The following is a 23,085-nucleotide window of genomic DNA, read 5'->3' as shown; positions in this document are numbered from 1 at the left end:
ATATTGGGAATCGAACGAGATCATTAGACCCCGTTCTTCAAAATATTTTAGATTCCTGGAAAAGCAAAAAATTGGAACCTAATTTGTCTCATATGTGTCGAAACCACACAAATTGATGCAAGTGACCGATCAAACAACAGCCAAAAATCCGAGAATGGCCCTCGTATTAAAAACTATTATTCTTACAATACACATTTTAGGATTATTCTAAATTACCGTAGAATGGTTATGTAGGGTGGGCACGTTTTTGTGCCCGCGCCGATAAATTTTCGCGTGGGCAAGCGTTCCAATAGCGAAGGTTGGACCTATTCCTCGTAAGAATTGCGGGAAAGATCACAAACAAGGAAATAGCGCTTGCCCACCCGGTTGTTAACATTTGCGTTTTTAAAAAACCCTAAAATGTGTGTTGTAATAAATGTTTGTGAATTTTTGGCATTTATTGAATTACAAACCGAATTCGGGAGTTAAAATTGAGCAAAAAGATAATTCTATGGCACATTGCTGCCTTATTTTGTATTTTTGTTTGGGGTAATAGCTTCGTTTCAACTAAAATATTATTAAAAACACTCGACGCCTATGAGATTTTAATTTATCGATTTATTTTTGCATATATCATATTATTTTTGATGTATCCAAAAGTAAAAAAGATAAAAAGTATCAAAGAAGAAATGCTATTCATGCTTGCTGGAATGTGCGGGATTTCTTTATATTTTGTTTTTGAGAATACTTCCCTGGCTTATACATATGCTTCAAATGCCTCTTTCATCATTTCAGCTTCACCAATTCTGGCTGCTATCACCGCTCATATCATTACTGCAGATGAGAAAATAAACAAAAGCCTGATTTACGGATTCTTTTTGGCAATTACAGGGACGTTTTTTATTATGTATAACGGTAAATTTTTTCTAAAACTCAATCCATTAGGTGATCTTTTAGCTTTTTTATCAGCATTTGTTTGGGCATTTTTTGCGGTTTTGCTGAAAATAATTGGAGGGAAACATAATTTTATCTATGTCATGAGAAAAGTTTTTCTTTATGGAATAATTACCTCTTTTCCCTTCATGTTTTTATTTAATTCAGAATTTGATGTTAATAAACTAACAAATTCAAATGTAATTTTTAACTTACTGTTTTTAGGATTGATAGCTTCCTCAATGTGTTACGTACTATGGAACAAGTCGATCAACAAAATCGGGATTGTTGTAACTGTAAATTATATGTATTTAGTCCCGGTTGTGACTGTCATATCTTCTAACCTTATTTTAAAGGAAAGGATAACCGGTTTGATGATTTTTGGCGGATTCCTTATTAGTCTAGGCGTTTTTATCTCCCAAAAAAACCAGAAAAAAAGGTGAAAATGGCGGAAAAGCAGGAAAGCTGGAAAGCAAGTTCATAAAAGCAACTGGAAATCCCCTCAGCGTCATTGTTCGGTTGGATTACATAATAGGCTGAAATAAAATAATATATTGGCCATGGTAACTGTCCTATTTGTACCAAATAACGTTCTCCAGTAGAATTGGAAAAATATTAATTAAATGTAGACTTTGTAAAATCCGTTGATGATATCTCAATAATAAATGATAAATATAATTTCTAGAGTTTAGAGTTTCAGTTGGTCAAAGCCGGGCGCACTTATCTATTATCGCTAGTTAAGCGAGTAAAAAATATTTTGTAGTTGCTGAATAATTCTTAATTGTCAGGCTATCTTGCCATAAATTGAATCCAGGTGCTGTTTTTTTATGATCATTTTTTGGGACTTTCGGTCCCACAGGCAGCGAACCTTGAAGTTTTGAAAATAAAATCTGATACTAGTAGCTATCCATCCGGCAGTTATTGGTTGCTCTGTACGCCAGGGGATTGAAAAGAAAGACTTTGCTTCCCCTGGCTCCAATACTAAGGACAATAATTTGGGGATGCTGTAAGCTAAAGAGAGAATAAATGGCCATCTGGCCAATGCCTGTTTGGTTTGTTGCCAGGCATGTTGAAGACCAAAAAGGTTTTTGATTTCGTTGAACATTGACTCTGTCCACCAACGCAGTGAGTAAAGGTGAATAATTGTGGAACCAGACAGAGTTGGGTCTGTAGACAATAAAAGGTGCCAATTTGTCCATTTGCCTGTGTCTTGTTGAAGACGACACCAAACAATTTTGCAAAGGTGTCCTTTGAGGAAGCGGGCTTTTGCTTCTAAGGAATAAAATAGGAACTTTCGCTCTTTGCCATATGCAACAATAGAGTCTTCCTGAAGGGTAAAGAGTTGCTTTACCAGCTCGAATGTTAGTTTCCGACCGTATTTTCGAGGTCTGCCTACTTTTTTGGTAGCTACAGGTTGTAAGTATAGAGCTGTATCTCTGCGAACCTGACCTATAACGGTGACATTGTTTTTTATTAGAGGCAGAAGCAAGTTTGCTTTCATATACCAGGCATCCAGAAGTAATTTGATGTTGAAGGAAGCATCCGTATAGGAAATAAAGAGTTTCATTAAAAATTTTGCTGCCTTGAGTTTGGAGTAGTTGCCGTTTTTGGGAATAAGTTTCATCAGGAGAGGAAAGGCACCATAACGTTTGTTTTTGGAGCCAATCATAGCCAGAGTTACCCGAAGTTGCCCCCAAAGGAATTTGGGCCTGTTTTGTCTTTTGGCATGATCGTGATGGAGGGCCTACTGCTGGTGCTTTTTTGGAAGTTTCCCAGTAAGCGAATCAAAAGTTTTGTCCAGTTTCGTGCAAGTATTAGCCATGAGAATTTTCCATTTTCGATGACTTTGAAGTATGTAGTCCATGTTCTTACAGGTTTGATAGCCAAAATAGCATCTGTAATATGGCCTGAGTTTGAGATAATAGCGCCAAGCAGTAATTCTAGCAAAGTTGGTCTGAGCTTGGTGGGCAAGCCAGTCCAAAGGGTAGTTATCCAGTCTGAGATAAGCTGGAAGATTTTTAGAGAAGAAAGCATGGTTACACCTCCAAGAAAGATTAGTTCTTTCTTGGAGGCCGCCAAAGGCGGCCGCGCATTTGCGCGGTAAAGTCAAGAGATTTTTCCAACTTTTTTTAATTTTCATCATTTTTTTTACTGAGGAGACTCTAAACTCTAGTTTGTTTATTCTAGTCTTGCTTTCTTTCATGCTGGTACAAAGACTTGGACCTGTTCTCAGGACTTGCTTGCGGACAGAGCATAATGAGACATTTTGGGTAAACAAATATTCTTTTATTACCGGTAGTTATGGGCAACATAGCAAAATACAAGCCCATTCATCCCGATGCTCTGTTTTTCCTCACAAGTTGTTAACCGTTTTTAATCCTCAGGCGTGCAGATCTGTCTTGATGAGGTCTTTGGCTGGAAGAAGGATAGTAAGGTTTTGGCGTTTACAAAAAAAGCCTCTAACGAATAAAGACGTTTTAAAACAAATTGCCGACCAAAAGTGCCAACCATGATTTTCTGACATTTTTAGGTTTGGTGTAACTCATTGGTTTTATTGGTAAAAAAGTTTAATGTTTATTTTCTGGCAATGGGCATACGCCATCCGGTGCCAAAGGCGCGGTCAGTGATTTTTAGTCCTGGCGGGGCCTGGTAGCGTTTGAATTCAGCCTTTTTAACCATATCAGCGACGCGGTTTATAAGTGACGGGTCAAATCCTTGGGCTATGATTTGGTCTATAGAGTGCCCTTTTTCAATATAAAGGTGCAGGATTTTATCAAGGATACTGTAAGGAGGCAGACTATCTTCGTCTTTCTGGTCTGGTTTTAGTTCGGCCGAAGGTGGTTTTTCGAGTACAGAGGAGGGGATAATGTCTTTGCCCTCCTGTTTGTTTAGCCAGCGGCAGAGGCGATAAACCATTGTTTTGGGTACGTCGGAAATAATGGCCAGTCCGCCGGACATGTCCCCGTAGATGGTACAATAGCCCACTGCCAGTTCTGATTTATTGCCGGTGGTAATGAGCATGGCGTTATATTTATTGGATATGGCCATGAGCAAGTTTCCTCTTATGCGCGACTGGATATTTTCTTCAGTCACATCGGGAGACAAGCCGGCAAAAACAGGTTGCAGCGTTTGATCAAAGCAGCGCATTAAATTTTCTATGGGCAGGGTTATGGTCTTTATGTTTAGATTATCGGCCAGGTCCAAGGCATCACGAATGCTTTGCTTGCTGGTGTGTGGTGAGGGCATAAGCACTCCGAGGACATTTTCCGGGCCTATGGCATGGGCAGCTATGGCCGCGCATAAGGATGAATCTATGCCTCCGGATAGTCCGAGAAGAACCTTTTTAAATCCGCATTTGCGTACATAGTCTCTGGTTCCCAGAACCAGGGCCTGCCAGGCCTCTGCCTCGGGGCTAAAGTCATGAACTTCAATTCTGTTTTGCGTCCAATCTTTTATATTAACAATAAGGATGTCCTCGGCAAATGCTTTGGCCCTGGCCTGAAGCCGACCCTCATGATCAACCGCACAACTCCTGCCGTCAAAAATGAGGTCATCATTGCCGCCGACCTGGTTACAATAAAGAAGCGGCAGTTTATATTTTCTGGCTAGAGCCGTTAATATTTTTTGACGGACGATTTGTTTGCCCAAGGTGAAAGGAGAAGCAGAAAGGTTGAGAATGATATCCACATCTTGCCCTGCTAGGGCCTCCACCGGGTCAAAAGAATATTTGCGTTCCTGCCAGAAGTCTTTGTCGTTCCAGATATCTTCGCAGATGGTTATACCAAGCTTTACTCCTTTAAAATTTAAAAAACCTGGTTGTGGATAGGGGAGAAAATAACGTTGTTCGTCAAAGACATCATAATTGGGCAGAAGGCTTTTGCCAAAATTTTGCCTGGGTTCTCCCTGGGAAATAAAAACAGCCCCATTGTATAGTTTATCTCTTTGTTTACTTTTTATAGGCAAGCCCAGAATTAGAGGACAAAATTTTTCTGTTTTCCGGGCAATTTCTATGGCTTTCTCCCAACAATTTTCAATTATACTTGTATTGAAAAGAAGGTCTCGAGGCGGATAACCTAAAAGGGACATTTCGCCGGTAATACAAAGGTCAGCGCCATTTTTATAGGCCTTTTCCACAGAGGAAATAATTTTCTGGCTATTTAATTCCAGATGATTGACAGTTGGATTGAGCTGTAACAGGGCGATTTTCATAACAATATTTAAAACTTAAAAGTTAAAAAAGTTTAAAGTCCGCTTCGTACACGATTTACTCTCATGATGCAGTGAGTCAAGCTTGAGCGTTTAGTAAAATTACGAACCACTAGTGACGAACTTGTCAAGAACTTGTTTTATGGTCTCGCTGGTAAATGGCTTGAAGAGAATCTCATTGACTCCTGCCGCATAAGCAGCTTCATTGTCCTGGACCTCATTTTGAGTAGTGACCATGATTATGGGTAAGTCAGCTTTGCGGTAGATGGATCTGGTTTTGGCAATAAGGTCAATTCCGGTAATTTCTGGCATGTTAAGATCGGTAAACATGATTTGAGGTTTATTGTTTTTAAGCCACTCAAGGGCATCGGCCGGTTTATCGAAGAGAATGGGGTCACATCCCAATTCATACAGTGTTGACTTGTAGATATTTAAAATCATTTTAGAATCATCAACAGCCAGAGCCCTGATTTTGGCTTTATGAGTAGCAACTTCTTTACTCAGTTTCTGGGCCAGGTCTTTATAGCCATGTTTATCCAAAAGTTTTTGAAAATAGGCGCGAACGTCCGGCGTAGCTTTTTTTTGGAGAAAGTTGATGACTAGTTCTTGAAAAACGGGTTCTTCTATGAGGGAAATAAAGATATTTGAGGCCTGGGCATTGATAATGGAGCGGATAATTTTGACCGTGTCCTCGTCTTTTTGGCGGACCATGTTTTTTATGCCTGCCACCAGGATTTCATTCAGGCTGCGGTCAATGGCCGAGGCAGCGGCTACCCGTACGTGCTCTTCCTCGTCTGTGAGTCCGGAAGCGAGTACATAAGCTCCTTTGTCTATGGGCAGCATCCCTAAAGCTTCGTAAGCTGCAAAGCGAACATTAGGATCATCGGGGTGGTTGTGTAATAGCTTGCGGATGGGCACTATGGTAGAAGCATCACCTATTTCCCCCAAAACATTTAAGGTGTGGATTAAAAGATCCGGATCGTCATAGACTAGGTTTTGGATTAAGAGGGGGACAGCCTTGGCTCCGATTTGAACCAATTTACTTTTGGCATAGTTGCGCAGGTGAGCATAGTGTGAGCCAAGAGTTTCATTCAATTTTTGCAGGCTTATGTTATCCTGGACTTGAGAAAAAATATCTAAGATGAGTACATCCAATTGTGGGTCTTGGCCTAGTTTTTCAGCCAGTCTTTGCATAGCAGTGGGCGTGCCAATTTGTCCCAGGGTTTTAATGGCCGCTATGGTCAGAGCCTTATTGTTGGAGTACAAAAATTCGCTTACAGCATTTGTGGCTTTGGGATCCCCAATGAGGCCAAGGGTAGTTATGGTCTCTTTTAAGATACTTTCAACTTTGGTGTTGACCAGAATTTTGATCAAGACAGGCAGGGCCTGTTCTAACCGGATTTCTCCGGATATTCGGATAAATAATTCTTTAGGTTGAATAGCATCGTCTTCTATGATTTTGAGCAAAAGTTCAGGAGCTTCCAGGGCCTTGGCAATTAAGGCGTTCTTGATTTCTGGAAGTTCATGTACCAAGCTTGTTTTTTTTTGAATTAAATCAACGAGAAGAGGTATGGAAAATTCAGCAGGGCCTTGCTCCAGGATACGTACCAGTTCTTTTTGCGTATTTTTATCTACATCAAAGAAATAAGACAGGACAATATCTGCTTTGATTTTATCCTGTCGCTTAACATTATATTGAAGTTCATCAATTAAATGTTTGGGATTTATTTCTGTCATTAATCAAGTCCCCTTTTTGTCGTTTGACTATCAGTTGGAGTTTATTCTTGGAATAAGATCTAAAAGGAGCGTGCTTAAAATGCTGTTTGCCTTCTTTGCCTGAGACAGGATTTCCTCATGTGAAGTTTCAGCCATACAGTCGGGCAGGTTTTTATTGGTCAGGCAGGAAAGGCCCAGGATGCGCATGCCCATATGCTTGGCTACAATGGCTTCCATAACCGTGGACATACCAATGGCATCTGCTCCTAAAAATCTAAAGGCCCTGGTTTCAGCGGGGGTTTCCAGGCTTGGACCGGGAATACAGAGATAGACACCCTTTTCCAGGCGGATTTGCAATTTCTTGGCAGTGTCCAGGGCAAGTTGCTGGAGTTCAGGAGAATAAACTTGACTCATGTCGGGAAAGCGAGGTCCCCACTCATCCACATTTGGACCTGTCAAGGGGTTGTTGCCGGTCATATTGATGTGGTCGGTAATGAGCATCAGTGAGCCGACGTCAAATTGGGGGTTTAATGCCCCGGCAGCATTGGTTAAAATGATGTTTTTCACCCCCAGAACTCCAAGAACGCGTGTGGCAAAGGCTACTTCAAAAGGAGAGTAACCTTCATAGAGATGTACCCGACCGGATAAGATAGCGAGGTTGACCTGCTCTAGTTGACAAAGATAGAAGACACCCTGGTGACCTTTTATGGTTGACTGGGGAAAATGGGGGATTTGGCTGTAAGGAAGCTCCAGCATCGGGTTTAGGGACTGGATAAAGTCGCCCAGACCACTGCCTAGCACCAGGGCTACGCCAACGTGTTCAACCGGAAGATTTTCTTTAAAAAATTTACAGGTTTGATAGACGTTATTTTCTTTTTGCATAATTTTAAGATAATCGTTATTAGGGTTTTGTTTGGCTAAACTGGCAATGTATCTGTAAAAATAAGGTTTTAGTTGAAAGAAAAGGCGAAGTCAGAAGATTGGTTTTGTGTAAAATTATTCGAAGCATTATCTTGGACTTTTTGTTGTGTAGTGGCGTAAAATTGATAAATCGATCGTACCCTTAAATCTCTATTTAAAGCGGAATTATGGATATTGCAACTTTTTTTGGGATCATTGTAGGGTTTTCCCTGGTTATCGGGGCCATATTTTGGGGTGGTGCCGTTGATGTGTTTGTTAATATACCGGGAATGATGATTGTCCTGGGCGGGACTTTTGCAGCAACCTGTATTAATTTTCCCGTGGAGGATATTTTCAAGGCTTTTCGGGCGGCCTTTTATATTTTTGGAAGTAAAAAAGTGACTTCCAACGAAGTGGTAAACACTATGGTCAGGGTGGCGGAGATAAGTCGGAGGGATGGTCTTGTGGCCTTAGAGAATGTCAAGACCGATAATATGGTGTTGAAAAAGGCCTGTCAGTTAATTGCTGATAATGCTGAACCGCAAATGATTACCGAGACGTTGCGTATAGAAATTTCATCCATGCGTAAGCGCCATGCCATAGTTCAGGATGTCTTTAAAAAAATGGCGGCTTTTGCCCCTGGCTTTGGTATGATCGGGACTCTAATCGGTTTGGTTCAGATGTTGACAAGGTTAGAAGATCCTAAGGTTATCGGACCGGCTATGGCTGTGGCCATTTTGACGACTTTTTATGGGGCCCTGTTGTCCACTCTTGTATTTCTGCCTATTGCCGGAAAGCTTAAAAGCCGTAGTCTGCAGGAAATCATGCATTTGGAAATTATTTTTCATGGGGCGAAATCTATTTTGGAAAACAATAACCCCGTGTTTGTCTACGAAAAGCTTTCTTCCTTTGTCGCTCCAGGAGATCGAAAATATGAACGAAGATAATTGGGATATAGAAGAACTAGAAGAAGACGAAAGTACGGCTTGGATAACCACTTTTGCGGATATATCCATGTTGTTGCTGGTTTTTTTTATTCTTCTCTTTTCCATGTCTTCCTTAAACGATGAGAAATTTTTGAAGTCTATCCATTCTGTGCGTCAGGCACTTGGTGGCAAGAGTGTTATTCCAAGCAGTGTAAAGATAGAGACAGGCAACGAAGGCGTGTTAGTAAATGAAGTAACAAAATTTCGGCAACTGATTAAAGCACAACAAAAAGTTTTTGCTGATCTCCAATATTACTATACCCAAAAGGGACTAGAAGGAATTGTAGGTGCCTATTTGGAATCGGGCAAAATTACTCTACGTCTTCCTGCCTCGGTCCTTTTTGATTCTGGAAAGGTGGAACTTAAGCCAGAGGGGAAAAAGGTGTTGCAGGAGATGAAAGATTTTTTTATCCGTCATCCGGACCAGAAGATCAATATCCGTGGTTATACAGATAATCTCCCACCAAGAGCGGGGTCCAGGTTTAAGGATAACTGGGAGATATCAGCTTTGCGGGCTATTAATGTGCTGCGCTATTTAATTTCCATTGGTATTGAACCTGAAAGACTAACTGCTACTGGCTTTGCTGATCTTAACCCTCTTTACCCTAACAATAGTGATGAAAATAGAGCTAGGAATAGGCGTGTGGAATTTGTCCTGGAAAAGATGATAGGAGGCTAACGGGCAATGCCTGATGATTTTTTAACCGATTATTCTTTGGAGTACCCTGGAGGACAAAATCAAAGGCGCCAAGCATATAGAGTTAGAGTGCCCGGGCTGAAGGTCTCTATTGGGGAAAAAGATGAAGAACTTTTTTTCCCCGTTCTTGATCTTAGTGTAAAAGGAGTCGCTTTTGACCCTGTTGAATATGTGAGAGAGTTTGTTGAAGGCACGGAAATTGAGCTTAGCTTATGGTTGAGGAACAAATTATATTTGTCCTTGCTTAAGGCTAAGGTAGTCCGAGTGGGAAATGGAATTGTAGCTTGTCGGTTTCAAAATTTGGATTACCGGCAAGAGTTGTGTTTGGATAAACTTGTTTTAGAAGTTCAGAAAAAAAATATCAGCCTTATAAAAAAGAGGAGAAATGCAAAAAATAAGTAATTTGCGAAGAAGGCATAAGGTTCTGATTGCTAATAGAGGCGAAATAGCTATCCGTATTCTCCAGGCCTGTAGAAGTTTAGGCCTGGATTTTGTTTGTGTGTACACAAAAGAGGATAGGGAATCGGAACATTGTACCCTGGCCTTGAAATATGGCGGAAAAAAGGCTTTGTACCGGATTAGCTCCTATCTTGATGCCAATGAGATTTTTGCAGTGGCTGATGATGCTGGAGCAACGGCTATTCATCCCGGCTATGGTTTTTTTGCAGAAGACTTTCGCTTTGCCCGCCGCGTGGTGCAAAGAAGTCGTAAGTTGATTTTTATTGGCCCTTCCTGGCGGGTAATCAAGGAGCTGGGAGATAAGATTAACACTAAAAGATTGGCCAGGAGACTGGATGTTCCAACTGTACCTGGATCGGATAAACCTATTTTTAATGATTTAGAAGCAGAAGAACTGGCTCGTTCCCTATTCGAGTTTCAGGAAAAGCAGGGTATTGAAAATCCTGTTATTTTGGTCAAGGCCTCTGCCGGAGGCGGGGGAATGGGCATTGAAGAGGTAAATGATCTGGACAGATTCCGTACGGTCTTGCGTCGGATAAAAAGCTACGCCAAGCGACAGTTCCGTGACGAAGGCGTACTCATTGAGCAGAGAATTTTTGATTTTAATCATCTGGAAGTGCAGATTGTAGCTGATCGTAATGGGAACGTCGTTCATTTCGGAACCCGGAATTGCACGATCCAAAGTATAGGTCGCCAAAAGCGCATAGAGGTCGCACCGGGATTTTATCCGGAGAAAATTCGCTATGCTTTTGACGCCAAGAAGGTTCTTGATGATATTGTTAAATATTCTCTGCGTATGGCGAAAGAAGTGGGGTATGACAATGTAGGCACGTGGGAGTGGATTATCAGCCCCACTGGCCATCCTTTTTTAATGGAAGTAAATACCCGGATTCAGGTGGAAAATGGGGTATCGGCCATTATCTCTAAAGTCAGAGATAAGGAAGTGGATTTGATCCGGGAGCAGATTCGTTTAGCCTTGGGAGAGCCTTTGCGATATACTCAAAAAGATATTAATTTTGATGGAGTGGGGATAGAATACAGGATTCTAGCCGAAGACCCTGAAGACAGGTTTACTCCCTGGGTGGGACGCATTGAAAAATTTTCATGGACAGAGGCTCCATGGGTCAAGGTGTATACTCAAGTCCCAACCAACAGACCTTATGAGATACCCACAGAATTTGACCCCAACCTGGCTCTAGCCATTATCTGGGGTAAAGATCTGGATCAGGCCATTGAGCGAGGAAAAAGGTTTTTAAACGACTTGATTTTAGAAGGAAAAGATAAGAATGGACAGCCATTGAAGTCAAATATAAAATTTTTGCTGTCCAAAACAGATGATTTGCTCAAGTTTTAGTGTTTGAGGATATAGGGGTTAGAGTCTGTGATGTAGGCACAGGTTAACTCGACAAACCTAATAGACTCGACCCCGCCTATGGCGGGGCAGGTAACTTAATAATAAACCCAATAAACGCAGACTACTATGATCGATATTGAAAAACAAATTCAGGAATTACAAGAAAGATTAAAATATATTGAAGATATATTTGGTTCAAAAGAAAATGCCAATATTGCCCTTTTGCGTTCAAAATTAAGTGATTTTATAAAACGTTATCCTAAATTAGAACTCAAAGATTGTAAGCGTCAAATTGCTTCGCTGTTGGATTTGTTCTCTTTTTTGGAAAAGAAGCTGGAAAAACAGCTTACGCCTATGGACAAGGTGCGTATTGTCCGGCATCCTCAGCGTATCTGTCTTAAAGATATTTTGGAGAATGTTTACGATAATTATACTGAGATTGGCGGCCAGGACGAATATAGCATAGACCCGGCTATGATTATTGCCCGTGCCTACATAACCCGTAAAGTAGGCAATAAAGTCTATAATCAGCCGGTTATGGTCATTGGTCAGGAAAAGGGGCATGGGCAGGAATTTAGAAATGGTGGGTCAGTAAAACCTTGGGGTAATGCCAAGGCTTTGCAATATATGAAAGTTGCGGAGACAGAAAATATCCCTATTCATACCTATATTTTTACACCTGGTTCCTATCCGATTGAAGATTATCCGGGGGCTGCCCAGCAAATAGCCCGTAATCTATATGAAATGGCCGGAATTACTGTTCCTATTATTACGGTTATTTCTGAAGGAGGATCAGGCGGGGCCGAGGCTATTGGCCTGGCGGACATGCGATTGATGCTTTCTCATGGTTATTATTCAGTCATTTCTCCTGAAGGAGCAGCGGCCATAGAGGGACGCATTAAGCCCGGGATGAGCACTACGCCGGAACTGGTGGAAAAGTGTGCTGCCCAGCTAAAGATTACTGCGGAAGATAATCTGCGAATGGGCTATATTGACCGCATTATCAAAGAGCCACCTTTAGGCGCTAGACCTGAAGATTATGATTTTTTTAAGCGGTTGCGTCAGGAAGTGATTCGTGCCACGGACGAGGTGGTGTTGAATGTGCGGGGAATAAAGTTTTTCCGTACTTTTGCTTTAAGAAAGTTAAAGAATCCAAATATTTATGTACGTTGGACTCTGGGTGCAAAATCTAAAGAACGACTCATCTGGAGACGGTATCGAAAATTTCGGGGGTTGAGCCAGCATGCATATATAGATAATCGACCTGCGTGGAAAAAGGTTCTCTCCAAGGGCATGGATTTAGCCTGGGCTATTTATTCATTCTTTCGTTATGATATCCTGGGACGTCATCAGCGCAAAATTTCTCAAGTTGTCGAAGATGTCCAGGGAGAGCTCCATGCTGCGTTGGGGAAAACTATACAGCAGGTTTCAAGGATATTACGTGAACTGCCTTTCTTTAAAAAGGAAAAGGGTGAAACCAGCGAGTTAACCAGTTTGTCAACCTGGGAGAAGGGCAGTGCCTCTCACACGGATTGGACATACATCAGTCCTCAGGCCAGGCAAGATCGGGCCATTAGCTGCCCCAACTCTGAGAAGTACGGTTGTTTGGACCTTTGGGCTCCGGATCTATTTGGTGACTTTGCAGGTGTGTGCAGTTATTGCGGCCATCACTTTCCCATGGAGTATGAATGGTACTTATACAATGTCTTTGATCCCCGTTCTATTCACGAGTTTAATGAGGAAATAGAAGCTACGAATCCTTTAGATTATGAAGGATTTGAGCACAAGCTGGAGCAGGCCAAAAAAATGACCGGGCATAAAAGCGGATGCATGACTTTCGAGGCATCTATAAAAGGCCTCAAGGTGGTTGTGGCCCTGCTTATGGCTAAGTTCCGTGGGGGTAGTGTGGGAGCTGCTGAAGGAGAGAAATTTATCCGGGCTGTGGAACGGGCGAGGCTAAAACACATGCCTTTCCTGGCTTATGTACATGGAACAGCGGGAATTAGAATCCAGGAGGGAACAAACGGAGTAATCCAGATGCCCAGATGTACCATGGCTGTGCGTAGATATCTGGAGGCCGGTGGACTGTATGTGGTCCTTTATGATACCAACTCTTATGCCGGACCGGTAGCCAGCTTCTTAGGTTGTTCACCTTATCAATTTGCAGTACGTTCGGCCAATATAGGGTTTGCCGGTCCGGGTGTAATTAAAGAGACAACAGGATTAGATATCCCCCCGGACTATCACCGGGCCTATCGGGCCTTATCCCGTGGACACATTCAAGGCATCTGGGATCGCCGCGAGGTAAGGAATAACTTATTTCAGGCCCTGGTAACTATGGGTGGAAGAAATCTTTATTATCGGCTAGGCTAAGTTCCTGCTATGATTTGGCGACGTGGAAGTAATGGTTCGTGGATGCCATTAAATTATGTCTTACAAGTTAACAGCTTGAATTAGAAGGAGCAAGATTCATTGCTTAATATAAAGACACTATTAGAAGATATTAAAAAGGCCCCTTATAGAGAAATTACTATATATTCTCCTCATTCGGGGAACATCGAGTTTGTGCTCAAAGATGTGGGGACAAAGGTAAAAGGGGTTTCAGGAACATGGAACGAAAAGCCAGGGACCTTACTGGCTTATTTAGTACGTGAAGGAAATAAAAAGCCCCTTTATGCGCCGGAAAAAGGCGAGGTGGTTGAATTTTGCGGCTTAAGAGATGGGCAATTTGTACAGGCAGGTACCCCGCTTTTAAAGATCAGACATTTTCTAACCAAGCAAGAAGTCATAGACATTATTTTACAAAAAGCCTTATCCTTGTTTTTGGCCCCGGAAAAAGGAAAGTATTATTTTGTGTCTGAAGTTGATAGAAAGATAAAGTCGAAGGGGTGCCAGGCGGTCAATGTTAAAGAAGGAGATGAGATCCTGATTTTGTCCAGAATGAAAAGAGAAACAATTATCCCATATCAGGGCCCGGAAGGTATTATCTATGCTCTTTATTTTAAGCCGGGTGAAAGTGTGGATGCGGGCAAGCCTCTGATTGGTGTCTGTCCCAGAGAGCAATTGGGACAGATTAAGGATGTTGTCGCTCGTATCCAAAGTGAATGGGAAGAAAGAGAGTAAATATGGGTCGAGTATTGCAAATTCGGGTTATGGCTTATACCTTTAGCGAAAAAGAAGTGGAAGAGGCCTGGCCAGGACTTTATAAGATAGCCTTTGGACAAGAAAAACTGTCAGGAATCGCGAGAGTTAGAGGAGTATTAGAACTAGTTGATACTTTGCATGATAGGGTTCGTTTTGAAGACCTGGATAAAAAAATGATAGATACTTTGAGCCCGCGTCTGAACAAGATTTTATCCATCAAAAAACAATTAGAGGAGGCTCTAGCTGACTGGCAACCTCAGATAGCCAATAAACTGTCGTATTCTTTGGAAGATGAACTGGATCAATTGGAAAAAGAAATCAGACAGTTGTAATAAAAATAGAGTTTAGAGTTTGAATTCAGCTTTGGTTCAGGACAAGAAAAGGAATTTGGTTCAAAGTTTTCCAGTTTAGAATAACCTAAAAATTAACTCTAAACTCTACTCTTCAAACTTATAACCTTTAAATGGGGGGATAAATGGCTGCGAGCTTGAATAAAGTGTTTTTGATTGGCCGACTTGGCCAGGATCCTCGACTTGCTTATACAGCTAGTGGAATGCCGGTGGTTAACTTTTCCATGGCAACGGATGAGGGGTATACGGACAGGGAAGGAAATAGAGTAGAGCGTACTGAATGGCACAGGATTGTTGTTTTTAATAAGCAAGCTGAATTTTGTGCCAACTATTTGACTAAAGGCAGGTTGGTTTTTGTGGAGGGTCGTTTGCAGACCAGAAAATGGCAGGATCAGCAAGGACAGGACAAATATACCACAGAAATTGTGGCTTCCAGAGTACAGGCTTTAGATCCAAAAGGACAGCAGGGCGAAACATATGCTACTGCCCCTGATCCAGTTCAAGAGAAAGCTAAAGAAAATAATGTAGAAGAAGAACTAGGCCCGGCATTTCCTTCTGAAGCCGGGGGCATGGATGACGCTCCGTTTTAATCTGGTTAAAGGGGCTAATGGGTGAATGTGCTTATTGGGTTAATGACCACCCATTTACTCATCCACCCATTCCTCCCAACTTCACATCTACCATTTATACTTCAAAAAGCATTTCTAAATCGTCTCTGGTTAGTGACTTCCAGGCACTCTGGCCGGGAATTATTGCTTCGGCTACACCTCTTTTTTGTTCTTGCAGTTTGAGGATCTTTTCTTCCACTGTATTTTCACAGATCATCTTGTAGGCAAATACTTGCTTAGTCTGGCCAATGCGGTGTGTGCGGTCTGTGGCCTGGTTTTCTACAGCAGGGTTCCACCATGGATCGTAGTGGATAACATAATCGGCTGAAGTCAGGTTAAGCCCGGTACCACCAGCTTTTAGTGAAATGAGGAAAATAGGTATATTTGGGTTATTATTGAACCTATCTACTTGTTCGAAGCGATCCTTGCTCGAGCCGTCCAGATAAGCAAAGGGGATTTTATTCATATTCAGCCATGAGCGGATTATGTGCAGCATCTGAACGAATTGGGAAAAGACCAGAACTTTATGTCCGTCTTCAATGATATTGGTGACCAGATCTTTAAAGGCCTCGAATTTACCTGATGGAATATTGGTGTTCACTCCTGGCATATCCAATTTGAGCAATCTTGGATGACAGCAGATCTGTCTAAGTTTAAGTAAGGCATCGAGAATAGACATTTGACTGCCAGCAATGCCTTTTTCGTCCACTCTTTGCATGACCTGTTCTTTGAGTTTTTTGGCCAGAGCGGCATAAAGTTCCATTTGTTCGTCAAGCAGAGCGCTGTAGTAGACATTTTCCACCTTGGGAGGCAGATCTTTGGCCACTTCGGATTTGGTTCGGCGCAAGATAAATGGTTTGACCCTGGCCCGTAAATATTCCAGAGTTTCCTGATCGCCGTCTTTGATAGGTTTGACAAATCCTTTTTGAAAGGCGTGTTGTGAACCCAAAAAGCCCGGCATTAAGAATTCAAAAAGAGACCATAGTTCCAGCAGATTATTTTCAATAGGTGTTCCAGATAGACAGAGACGGAATTTGGCTTCTAACTTACGCACGGATCGGGCAGTGATAGTGTTGGGATTCTTGATGTTTTGAGCTTCATCCAGGATAATGGAATTGTATTCATGCTTGATTAACTCATCCAGATCGCGGCGAAGAAGAGCATAGGTAGTCATAACCAACTCTGAATCCTTGATCTTTTTGAACATATTTTCTCGCCGCGCTCCATAGATGACCAGCCTTTTCATGTCCGGAACGAATTTTTGGGCTTCCCGCTCCCAGTTGGGTAGAACCGAGGTAGGAACAATAATTAGATTGGGACCCTTGAGCCCTTTTTCTTTCATATATTGGAGGAAAGACAGGGTTTGGATGGTTTTACCTAAGCCCATCTCGTCTGCCAGGATCCCGCCGAACTTGTATTCCCTGAGAAAATTTAAGTAGCTAAGACCTTGTAATTGATAGGGGCGAAGAGTCGCGTTAAGGCCTTTAGGTGGGGAGACTTGTTTGATCTCGGTAAATGAATGGATTTTTTCCCTGAGTTCTGTCCAGAAGCTATCAGCCTGAACATCATCGATGTCCTCAATGATTTTATCCAGGATAGGTGCTTCATGATTATGGAATTTTTTCTTGGGCGGCTTTTCAGGATCAAAACCCATGGCCTGGAGTTTGTGCCCCAGTTTTTTCAGCCAGGATTCGGGCAAACTGGTATAAGAACCATCCTTTAATTGGACATAACGTTTGCCCTGGGTCCATGCTTTCCAGATTTTTTCGATGGGGACTTGGATGTCCTCATATTCAACCACGATGTCCAGGTTGAACCATTTGTCTTCTTCTTTGGTCTCTACTTTGGCCACTACATTGGGCGGAGAGAGACGCACTTTATATCTGGTCAGGTTTTGTTCTCCAAAGACGCGGTACTCCTTGATAAGTTGTGGATAGTGGTCAAGGAGAAAGTTAATGGCCTCTTCAGGCTCTAAAAACCACATGGAGTTGCTTCGGGCTTGGAAACCTATATCCACTAGTTTAGATAACAGCTCGCCTTCTTTGGCCTGGTCACGGCGAATAAGAAAGGATTTACCTTCGAATTGGTAACTGCCGGTTTGCAGGTCTTGGTCAGGGCCGCTTAAAGTAATTTCGCCGTGTTCTGTTTCATATATGTTTTGAATTTGTAAAGTTAAAAGACTTCCTTCTTCATCCAGGAACAATTTAGGATTGTATTTGGCCTGAACAAAGATAGGCGACATGCGTTCGAGGAATTCTTCCTGACCAAAGAGGTCTGAGGCGTGGATTTTAGTCCAGACCCGGTCCAGAAATTCAGAAATTTCACTGTGAGGGACTATTGGTGGCTCTACTGCCAACTCCTGGATCAGGCTTGGGGGAAGACCTGTCTGGACGGGATAAAAACAATGTTTCCAGTAAACCCATAATGGTAGCTGACCATAGAAAAAGACTTTTTCTCCGGTTATAGAGAAAGGGAGTTTTCCTTCCCGGCCAAGCATGATTTCAAAACTTAAACCATCTTCGGAAAGAGTAGGTCTCAGCTGTAAGCGCATAGGGGTGCTGAGAACGCGAACAGGTTGTTCTGTCTCCTCAAAAAAGAGATAGTATTCATCACGAATGGTCCAGAAAAACCAGGTTAAGAGTCCATAGGGAATTTCAACGCGATGACCATAATAGTCCAGATATTGCCCAATTTGTTCGGCAACTTTGGGAAGAGAGGGAGAGACTTCACACCAATTAGGGTTACGTATTATTTGTTCTAAAGTAATTGGGTTAAGGACGGTAGACAATCCTGACTTATTTTGCCTGGCTCGAAAAAATTCTACTTGGAGTCTTCCGTATTCCGGGAAGAATCGATAGACTAAGTAGTGTTGACCAGGTTCAGGTTCGAGTTCAGTGGCAAAAAAATGATGGAAATTATGCCGCCAATCAGTGCGGGCTTTGGGGATTGCGTCCTGGCTGTCTTCGCTTAAAGAAGATAAAAATTTTAGGACAGTAGCTCCAATATGTTTGCATATCCCGGAAAATGATTCTGGACAATTACAATAGAAGTTTACAGATTCTCCTTCCAGGTTCAGGCCTATTTCAGAATTGTACATCTGAAAATCGTCACCCTGGACATGACCCTCAATATCCCAATACTGGTCCCTTTTTTTTAAAGTGACTTTTTGTACTCCGTTTTGGGCAATCAACTCTTCCGATATTTCTAAAATATACTCAGGAATATTTTCTTTGACAAAGTTTTGAAGAATTTCTTTGACTTTCTTTTCTTCATTACTAAGCATCTCTTTCAAAGCTCCCTAAAAATCTTTAATTTTTTCGATTGAATCCAGTTTGATCTATCGAACTTCTCTAATGCGTTGCCTTTATTGATTTTTTTTCTCTTTAAGGCAAAATTATAAGTTGGTATTAGTTTTTAGGTGCAACACCGCAAAAAGAACAACATACCCATTTAATCAAAGTTTTTGGATTTTGCAAGAGGGAATTTGATTTTTGTTGCTTGCTCAAATAAATTATTCTTGTTAATAAAATTAGTAGGTTAAGGAAGGCTGTATGTTAAAAAATTTTTTTTTAGTCGTTTTTTGCTTTATTTTTTTGGTGCTTGGATGTTCTGAAAGCAAAATGGACCGAGACGAAGAAAATAATAAAGTTTACCTCCCCAAAAAAGAGCAGAAGCATATTCCGGTAACTCCAGAATTTGGAGGCAGAATTATTTTGGGTATAAGTGGTGAACCAAGCAATCTTATTCCACCCTTGGCCACGGATAGTGCCTCTCATGAGGTTGCTGATCTAATTTATGTAGCCCCTTTGAAATATGATAAAAATATCCAACTTAAACCATGGGCAGCTCAGGAGTTTAAGGTACTTGAACAAGGTAAAAAACTTTACTTTAAACTCCGGCCCGGTATTAAATGGTTTGATGGTTATGAGCTGACTGCCGAAGACGTCTACTTTACCTACCGTTTAATGATTGATCCAAAAACTCCTACAGCCTATGCTGAAGACTATAAAGCCATAAAAGAATTTAGGTTGATAGATAAATATGCCTTTGAAGTGGTTTATGACAAGCCTTTTGCCCGTTCTCTGGTCACATGGGCCAATTCTATTTTGCCCAAACATATTCTGGAAAAGGAAGATTTATTAAAAACCAGATATAGTCGTGAGCCTATGGGGGCAGGACCTTTTAGGTTGGCTGCGTGGGAACCCGGACGCAAGTTGGTTTTAAAGGCCAATGAGGATTATTTTGAAGGCCGTCCCTATTTAGATGAGGTTGTTTATAGGATAATTCCGGATAGCGCGACAATGCTTTTAGAACTTAAAGCTCTAAACCTGGATATGATGGGCCTTACTCCTCAGCAGTTTTTGTTTCAGACCAAGGGGCGGTTCTGGGAAAATAATTTCAAGAAATACAAGTATCTATCTTTTAGTTACACTTATCTTGGTTATAACCTGGAGCATCCGCTTTTCAAAGATGTGAAGGTCCGACAGGCTTTGGCCCACGCCATAAATAAAGAAGAGATTGTTAAAGGTGTTCTTCTGGGCCAGGGCGTGCCTACGATTGGGCCGTATAAACCCGGGACATGGGTCTATAATGATAAAATAAAAGACTATGTTTTTGATCAGGCTTTAGCCAGAAAAATGTTGGCTGAAGAGGGATGGACTGACCATGATGGGGATGGAATTATTGATAAAAATGGCCGGCCCTTTTCTTTCACTATTTTGACCAATCAGGGTAATGACTTGCGGGTTAAAGCTGCAACAATTATTCAGCAACGGCTCAAACAGGTAGGGATCAAGGTTAAAATCAGGACTGTGGAGTGGGCTACTTTTATTCAAGAGTTCGTGCACAAAAGGCGTTTTGAGGCCTTGATTCTAGGTTGGAATATTGTTCAGGATCCGGATATTTATGATGTCTGGCATTCTTCGCGTACAGCTTCTGGAGGTTTAAACTTTATTGGTTACAAAAACAAAGAAGTGGATGAGCTTTTGGAAAAGGGACGCAGGACATTTGATCAGGAAAAGAGAAAGGCAATTTATGATCGCTTACAAGAGATTTTGCATCGCGACCAGCCATATTGTTTCTTGTATGTCCCTATGTCACTCCCAATTGTCCACCGCTGTTTTCAGGGAGTTGAGGCGGCCCCGGCCGGTATTACCCATAATTTTATCCGCTGGTGGGTACCAAAGCCCTCGGCAACGACGACCATCCTTAATTGATAATGATTAGGGACCCGGATGCACTCAAGTCTCAGGGCATTAAATTTAACCCAAGAGAGTTTTGCATCTTTTGTTGGCACCTGTGATTTTGAAGAGCATTATGAAAAATTTTATGTTGGGCTAATTATTAGGCGATTCAAATATCTAAAAATTGAACTTTAATAAAATATCTAGTTATCTTGATCTATTTCATACACACACGCCTTACTTCTTTCATATCGGTATACCCTAGAAAAATTTTAGCAATGCCGTCCTGCTTCAGGGTGGTCATACCATCGGCTATGGCTTTGGTTCTAATTTCCTCGGCAGGGGCTTTTTTTTTGATTAAGTTTTTAATGTCGTCATTATTAACGAGTAACTCATGAAAACCTATCCTTCCTTTGTATCCGGTGCCAGCACAAACCGGACATCCTTTGGGGCGATATAAAATTAACTCTTTAGTATGTTTAATTTCTAGACGATCAAAGTATTCTTTGCCATATTCATTAACAATTTCTTCAAACTCCTTTTCATCCGGATGATATGCTTCCTTGCATTCCTCGCACAGCCTTCTTCCTAATCTCTGTGACAAGACCCCTAAGAGGGAATCAGCAAAATTATGAGGATCTATATCCATTTCTAAAAGCCGCGATACAGTTTCAGGAGCACTATTGGTATGCAAAGTTGATAATACTAAATGTCCTGTTAAAGAGGCTTCCACTCCAGTAGATGCTGTCTCCTCATCACGCATTTCCCCGATCATAATTACGTCAGGATCAGCTCTTAGAAAAGAGCGTAATACTTTGGCAAAAGTTAAACCTATTTTTGAGTTTATTTCAACCTGACGTAGTCCTTCTTGACTGATTTCAATAGGGTCCTCCGCGGTCCAAATTTTTCTTTCGGGAGTGTTGATGTATCCTAGCGCAGAATGCAAAGTAGTAGTTTTGCCAGAGCCAGTTGGTCCAACAACTAGAATTAAACCGTACGGTTGAGATATTATCTCTCTAAATTTAATCAAATTTTCCTCAGACATCCCTAGTTCGTGAAGTTTTAAAGGCTTTCCACTTTGGAGTAGACGCATAACAACATCTTCATACTTTCCTGAAGTGGGCAAGGTGGCCACACGAAGCTCAAGTTGCTTTTTGTCACTTTGTTTAAATTTAATTTTTCCATCCAAGGGCAATCTTTTTTCGGCAATATCTAGGTTGGCCATGATTTTTATTCTTGAAATCACAATCCTGGAAAAGGAATTTGGGATTTGAACATAAGGCTGACAAACGCCATCGATACGAAATCTTATATTTGTAATATTGTTTGAAGGAGAAGGCTCAATATGAATATCAGATGCATTTCTTTGCCATGCATCAATTATCATTTGATTAACAAAATGTACAACTTTGCTATCCTGGACCGTGGTTTCATTTGCAATAATTTCTTCATTCTTTTCTTCAAATTCTAAGTTTAACTCATCTATTATTTTTTTTATATATTCATTTTTTTGATTGTTTTGCTTAAAGTAAAAATCTATAAAATTTTCAATATCTTCTTTGATGGCAACTAAAAAGTTGATTTCGTTATTGGGATATAATTTTTTGATTAAGTCTTCACGTAATAAGTCATAAGGGTTATCAATAACAATTGTAATCTGATTGTCATTTTTTTTAATAGGAAGCCAATGGTTGTGCTTCAGGTAATCATATTTTAAATTTTTAAATAACTCGGATGGAATAGAAATATTATGATCAAAAGAATAAAAAGGACAACCATAATATAGAGATAATGACTCTGCTAAATCATTTTTTAAAACTCCGAATTTTTTTAGCAATACGTATTCAATACTCTTGTTTTCTCTTTTTGAAAAAGAATAAGCTTCTTGTAGTTTGGCTTTTGTGATTATATTTTGTTGTAAAAGATAATCAAATTTTGTTCCGCCTTTGGCTCTTAATGAAATTGATTTTATCTTGATGTTTAAATCTTTAAAGTTAGATTTGTTTGTGATGTCCTGAAGGAAGAATAAAGATTTTGCATAGGATCCTGATTCTTCGTATAGTTTTGATAATCTATATTTTATGAAATCCTTTTGTTGTAAAGTAAAGTTATTTTTATTTAGTATTTGTTCTAGAAAGTTTATGGCCTTTACTCTTTGGCCCTGAGATTTGTAACAATCTATAATTCCATTGACTACATCTTCAAAGTTGAAATTTTCATTTAAAATGTTTTTATACTCATTTAAAGCTTCTTTAAATAGACCTAAATCCTTAAAAGCTAAAGCCTTTTCGTAAATTTCATCTACGGTAAATTTGTCGTTTACATTTTTATTTTGACCAAAATGATCTTTATTGTCTTTTATGTTTAGTTTATTATAAACTTCTATTAGATATTTTTTTTGAATTTCAACTTCTTTAGTGGCGGGCATTTGTTCTATCTCAGCCAGTAAAGAGGAATAGATCGTTTTAGCCTCATCCAGTAAGCCATGTTGAGAATAAATCTCTGCTTCTTTTAATTTTAAAGAGAATAAGGTTTGGTCTAAAACATTATTAGTTTTCATTTCTACACCT

Annotated in this window: 16 protein-coding genes and 1 pseudogene; 10 read left to right on the top strand and 7 right to left on the bottom strand. The window is 40.8% G+C overall.

All coding sequences use genetic code 11. From position 1 onward, the window contains the following. The first annotated feature begins 470 nt into the window (after positions 1-470). A complete protein-coding gene (locus KFV02_RS07415) occupies positions 471-1,355 on the top strand; it encodes a DMT family transporter (RefSeq protein ID WP_252380909.1) in 885 nt (294 codons plus the stop codon). A gap of 341 nt (positions 1,356-1,696) precedes the next feature. Here KFV02_RS07415 and KFV02_RS07410 read toward each other — a convergent pair. The 5 genes and pseudogenes from KFV02_RS07410 to KFV02_RS07390 all read right to left on the bottom strand — a co-directional run. After that, positions 1,697-2,593, bottom strand: a pseudogene (locus KFV02_RS07410) (IS701 family transposase); the annotation flags it as partial. Further along, on the bottom strand, positions 2,590-2,946 hold the full coding sequence (locus KFV02_RS07405) for a hypothetical protein (RefSeq protein WP_252380907.1): 357 nt from the start codon (positions 2,944-2,946) through the stop codon (positions 2,590-2,592). The gene KFV02_RS07405 and the pseudogene KFV02_RS07410, both read right to left, overlap by 4 nt. Before the next feature lie 540 nt (positions 2,947-3,486). Continuing rightward, a complete protein-coding gene (locus KFV02_RS07400) occupies positions 3,487-5,121 on the bottom strand; it encodes an NAD+ synthase (RefSeq protein WP_252380906.1) in 1,635 nt (544 codons plus the stop codon). A gap of 99 nt (positions 5,122-5,220) precedes the next feature. Further along, complete coding sequence (locus KFV02_RS07395; protein WP_252380905.1) at positions 5,221-6,855, bottom strand: HEAT repeat domain-containing protein; 1,635 nt, start codon at positions 6,853-6,855, stop codon at positions 5,221-5,223. 30 nt (positions 6,856-6,885) lie between these two features. Next, positions 6,886-7,716: a purine-nucleoside phosphorylase gene (locus KFV02_RS07390; RefSeq protein ID WP_252380904.1), complete on the bottom strand. Its 831-nt coding sequence runs from the start codon at positions 7,714-7,716 to the stop codon at positions 6,886-6,888. Positions 7,717-7,922: 206 nt separating this feature from the next. On the opposite strand from KFV02_RS07390, the gene KFV02_RS07385 reads away from it, so the two are divergent. The 8 genes from KFV02_RS07385 (at position 7,923) to KFV02_RS07350 (ending at position 15,314) form a co-directional block, all read left to right on the top strand. Beyond that, complete coding sequence (locus tag KFV02_RS07385; protein ID WP_252380903.1) at positions 7,923-8,681, top strand: motility protein A; 759 nt, start codon at positions 7,923-7,925, stop codon at positions 8,679-8,681. Further along, a complete protein-coding gene (locus KFV02_RS07380; RefSeq protein ID WP_252380902.1) occupies positions 8,668-9,399 on the top strand; it encodes an OmpA/MotB family protein in 732 nt (243 codons plus the stop codon). Before KFV02_RS07385 ends, KFV02_RS07380 begins: the two co-directional genes overlap by 14 nt. 6 nt (positions 9,400-9,405) lie before the next feature. Then, entirely contained in the window at positions 9,406-9,819 is a 414-nt protein-coding gene (locus KFV02_RS07375; RefSeq protein ID WP_252380901.1) for a PilZ domain-containing protein, read from the top strand. Next, positions 9,803-11,230: an ATP-binding protein gene (locus tag KFV02_RS07370; RefSeq protein WP_252380900.1), complete on the top strand. Its 1,428-nt coding sequence runs from the start codon at positions 9,803-9,805 to the stop codon at positions 11,228-11,230. Before KFV02_RS07375 ends, KFV02_RS07370 begins: the two co-directional genes overlap by 17 nt. A gap of 129 nt (positions 11,231-11,359) precedes the next feature. Continuing rightward, positions 11,360-13,603, top strand: coding sequence for a carboxyl transferase domain-containing protein (locus KFV02_RS07365; protein WP_252380911.1), 2,244 nt, complete (start codon positions 11,360-11,362; stop codon positions 13,601-13,603). A 99-nt stretch (positions 13,604-13,702) separates the two neighbouring features. Further along, positions 13,703-14,353 carry a biotin/lipoyl-containing protein gene (locus tag KFV02_RS07360; RefSeq protein WP_252380899.1) on the top strand — a complete coding sequence of 217 codons (651 nt, stop codon included), beginning with the start codon at positions 13,703-13,705 and terminating at the stop codon, positions 14,351-14,353. 2 nt (positions 14,354-14,355) lie between these two features. Further along, entirely contained in the window at positions 14,356-14,706 is a 351-nt protein-coding gene (locus tag KFV02_RS07355; RefSeq protein ID WP_252380898.1) for a hypothetical protein, read from the top strand. A gap of 143 nt (positions 14,707-14,849) precedes the next feature. Next, the gene (locus KFV02_RS07350) at positions 14,850-15,314 is read left to right on the top strand and encodes a single-stranded DNA-binding protein (protein ID WP_252380897.1); all 465 of its coding nucleotides are present in this window, start codon (positions 14,850-14,852) and stop codon (positions 15,312-15,314) included. Between the two features lie 94 nt (positions 15,315-15,408). Here KFV02_RS07350 and KFV02_RS07345 read toward each other — a convergent pair whose 3' ends face one another. Beyond that, positions 15,409-18,615, bottom strand: a complete 3,207-nt coding sequence (locus KFV02_RS07345) for a DEAD/DEAH box helicase (RefSeq protein WP_252380896.1) — start codon at positions 18,613-18,615, stop codon at positions 15,409-15,411. 268 nt (positions 18,616-18,883) lie between these two features. Here KFV02_RS07345 and KFV02_RS07340 point away from each other — a divergent pair, with 268 nt between their 5' ends. After that, positions 18,884-20,548, top strand: coding sequence for a peptide-binding protein (locus KFV02_RS07340; protein ID WP_252380895.1), 1,665 nt, complete (start codon positions 18,884-18,886; stop codon positions 20,546-20,548). A 184-nt stretch (positions 20,549-20,732) separates the two neighbouring features. On the opposite strand, the gene KFV02_RS07335 is transcribed toward KFV02_RS07340, so the two are convergent. Next, the gene (locus KFV02_RS07335; RefSeq protein WP_252380894.1) at positions 20,733-23,075 is read right to left on the bottom strand and encodes a GspE/PulE family protein; all 2,343 of its coding nucleotides are present in this window, start codon (positions 23,073-23,075) and stop codon (positions 20,733-20,735) included. Positions 23,076-23,085 lie beyond the last annotated feature (10 nt).

Origin of the sequence: Desulfovulcanus ferrireducens (assembly GCF_018704065.1) — a bacterium.
In the GTDB taxonomy this organism is placed as follows: Bacteria; Desulfobacterota; Desulfovibrionia; order Desulfovibrionales; family Desulfonatronovibrionaceae; genus Desulfovulcanus; species Desulfovulcanus ferrireducens.
This window is presented reverse-complemented; position numbering and strand designations above follow the sequence as displayed.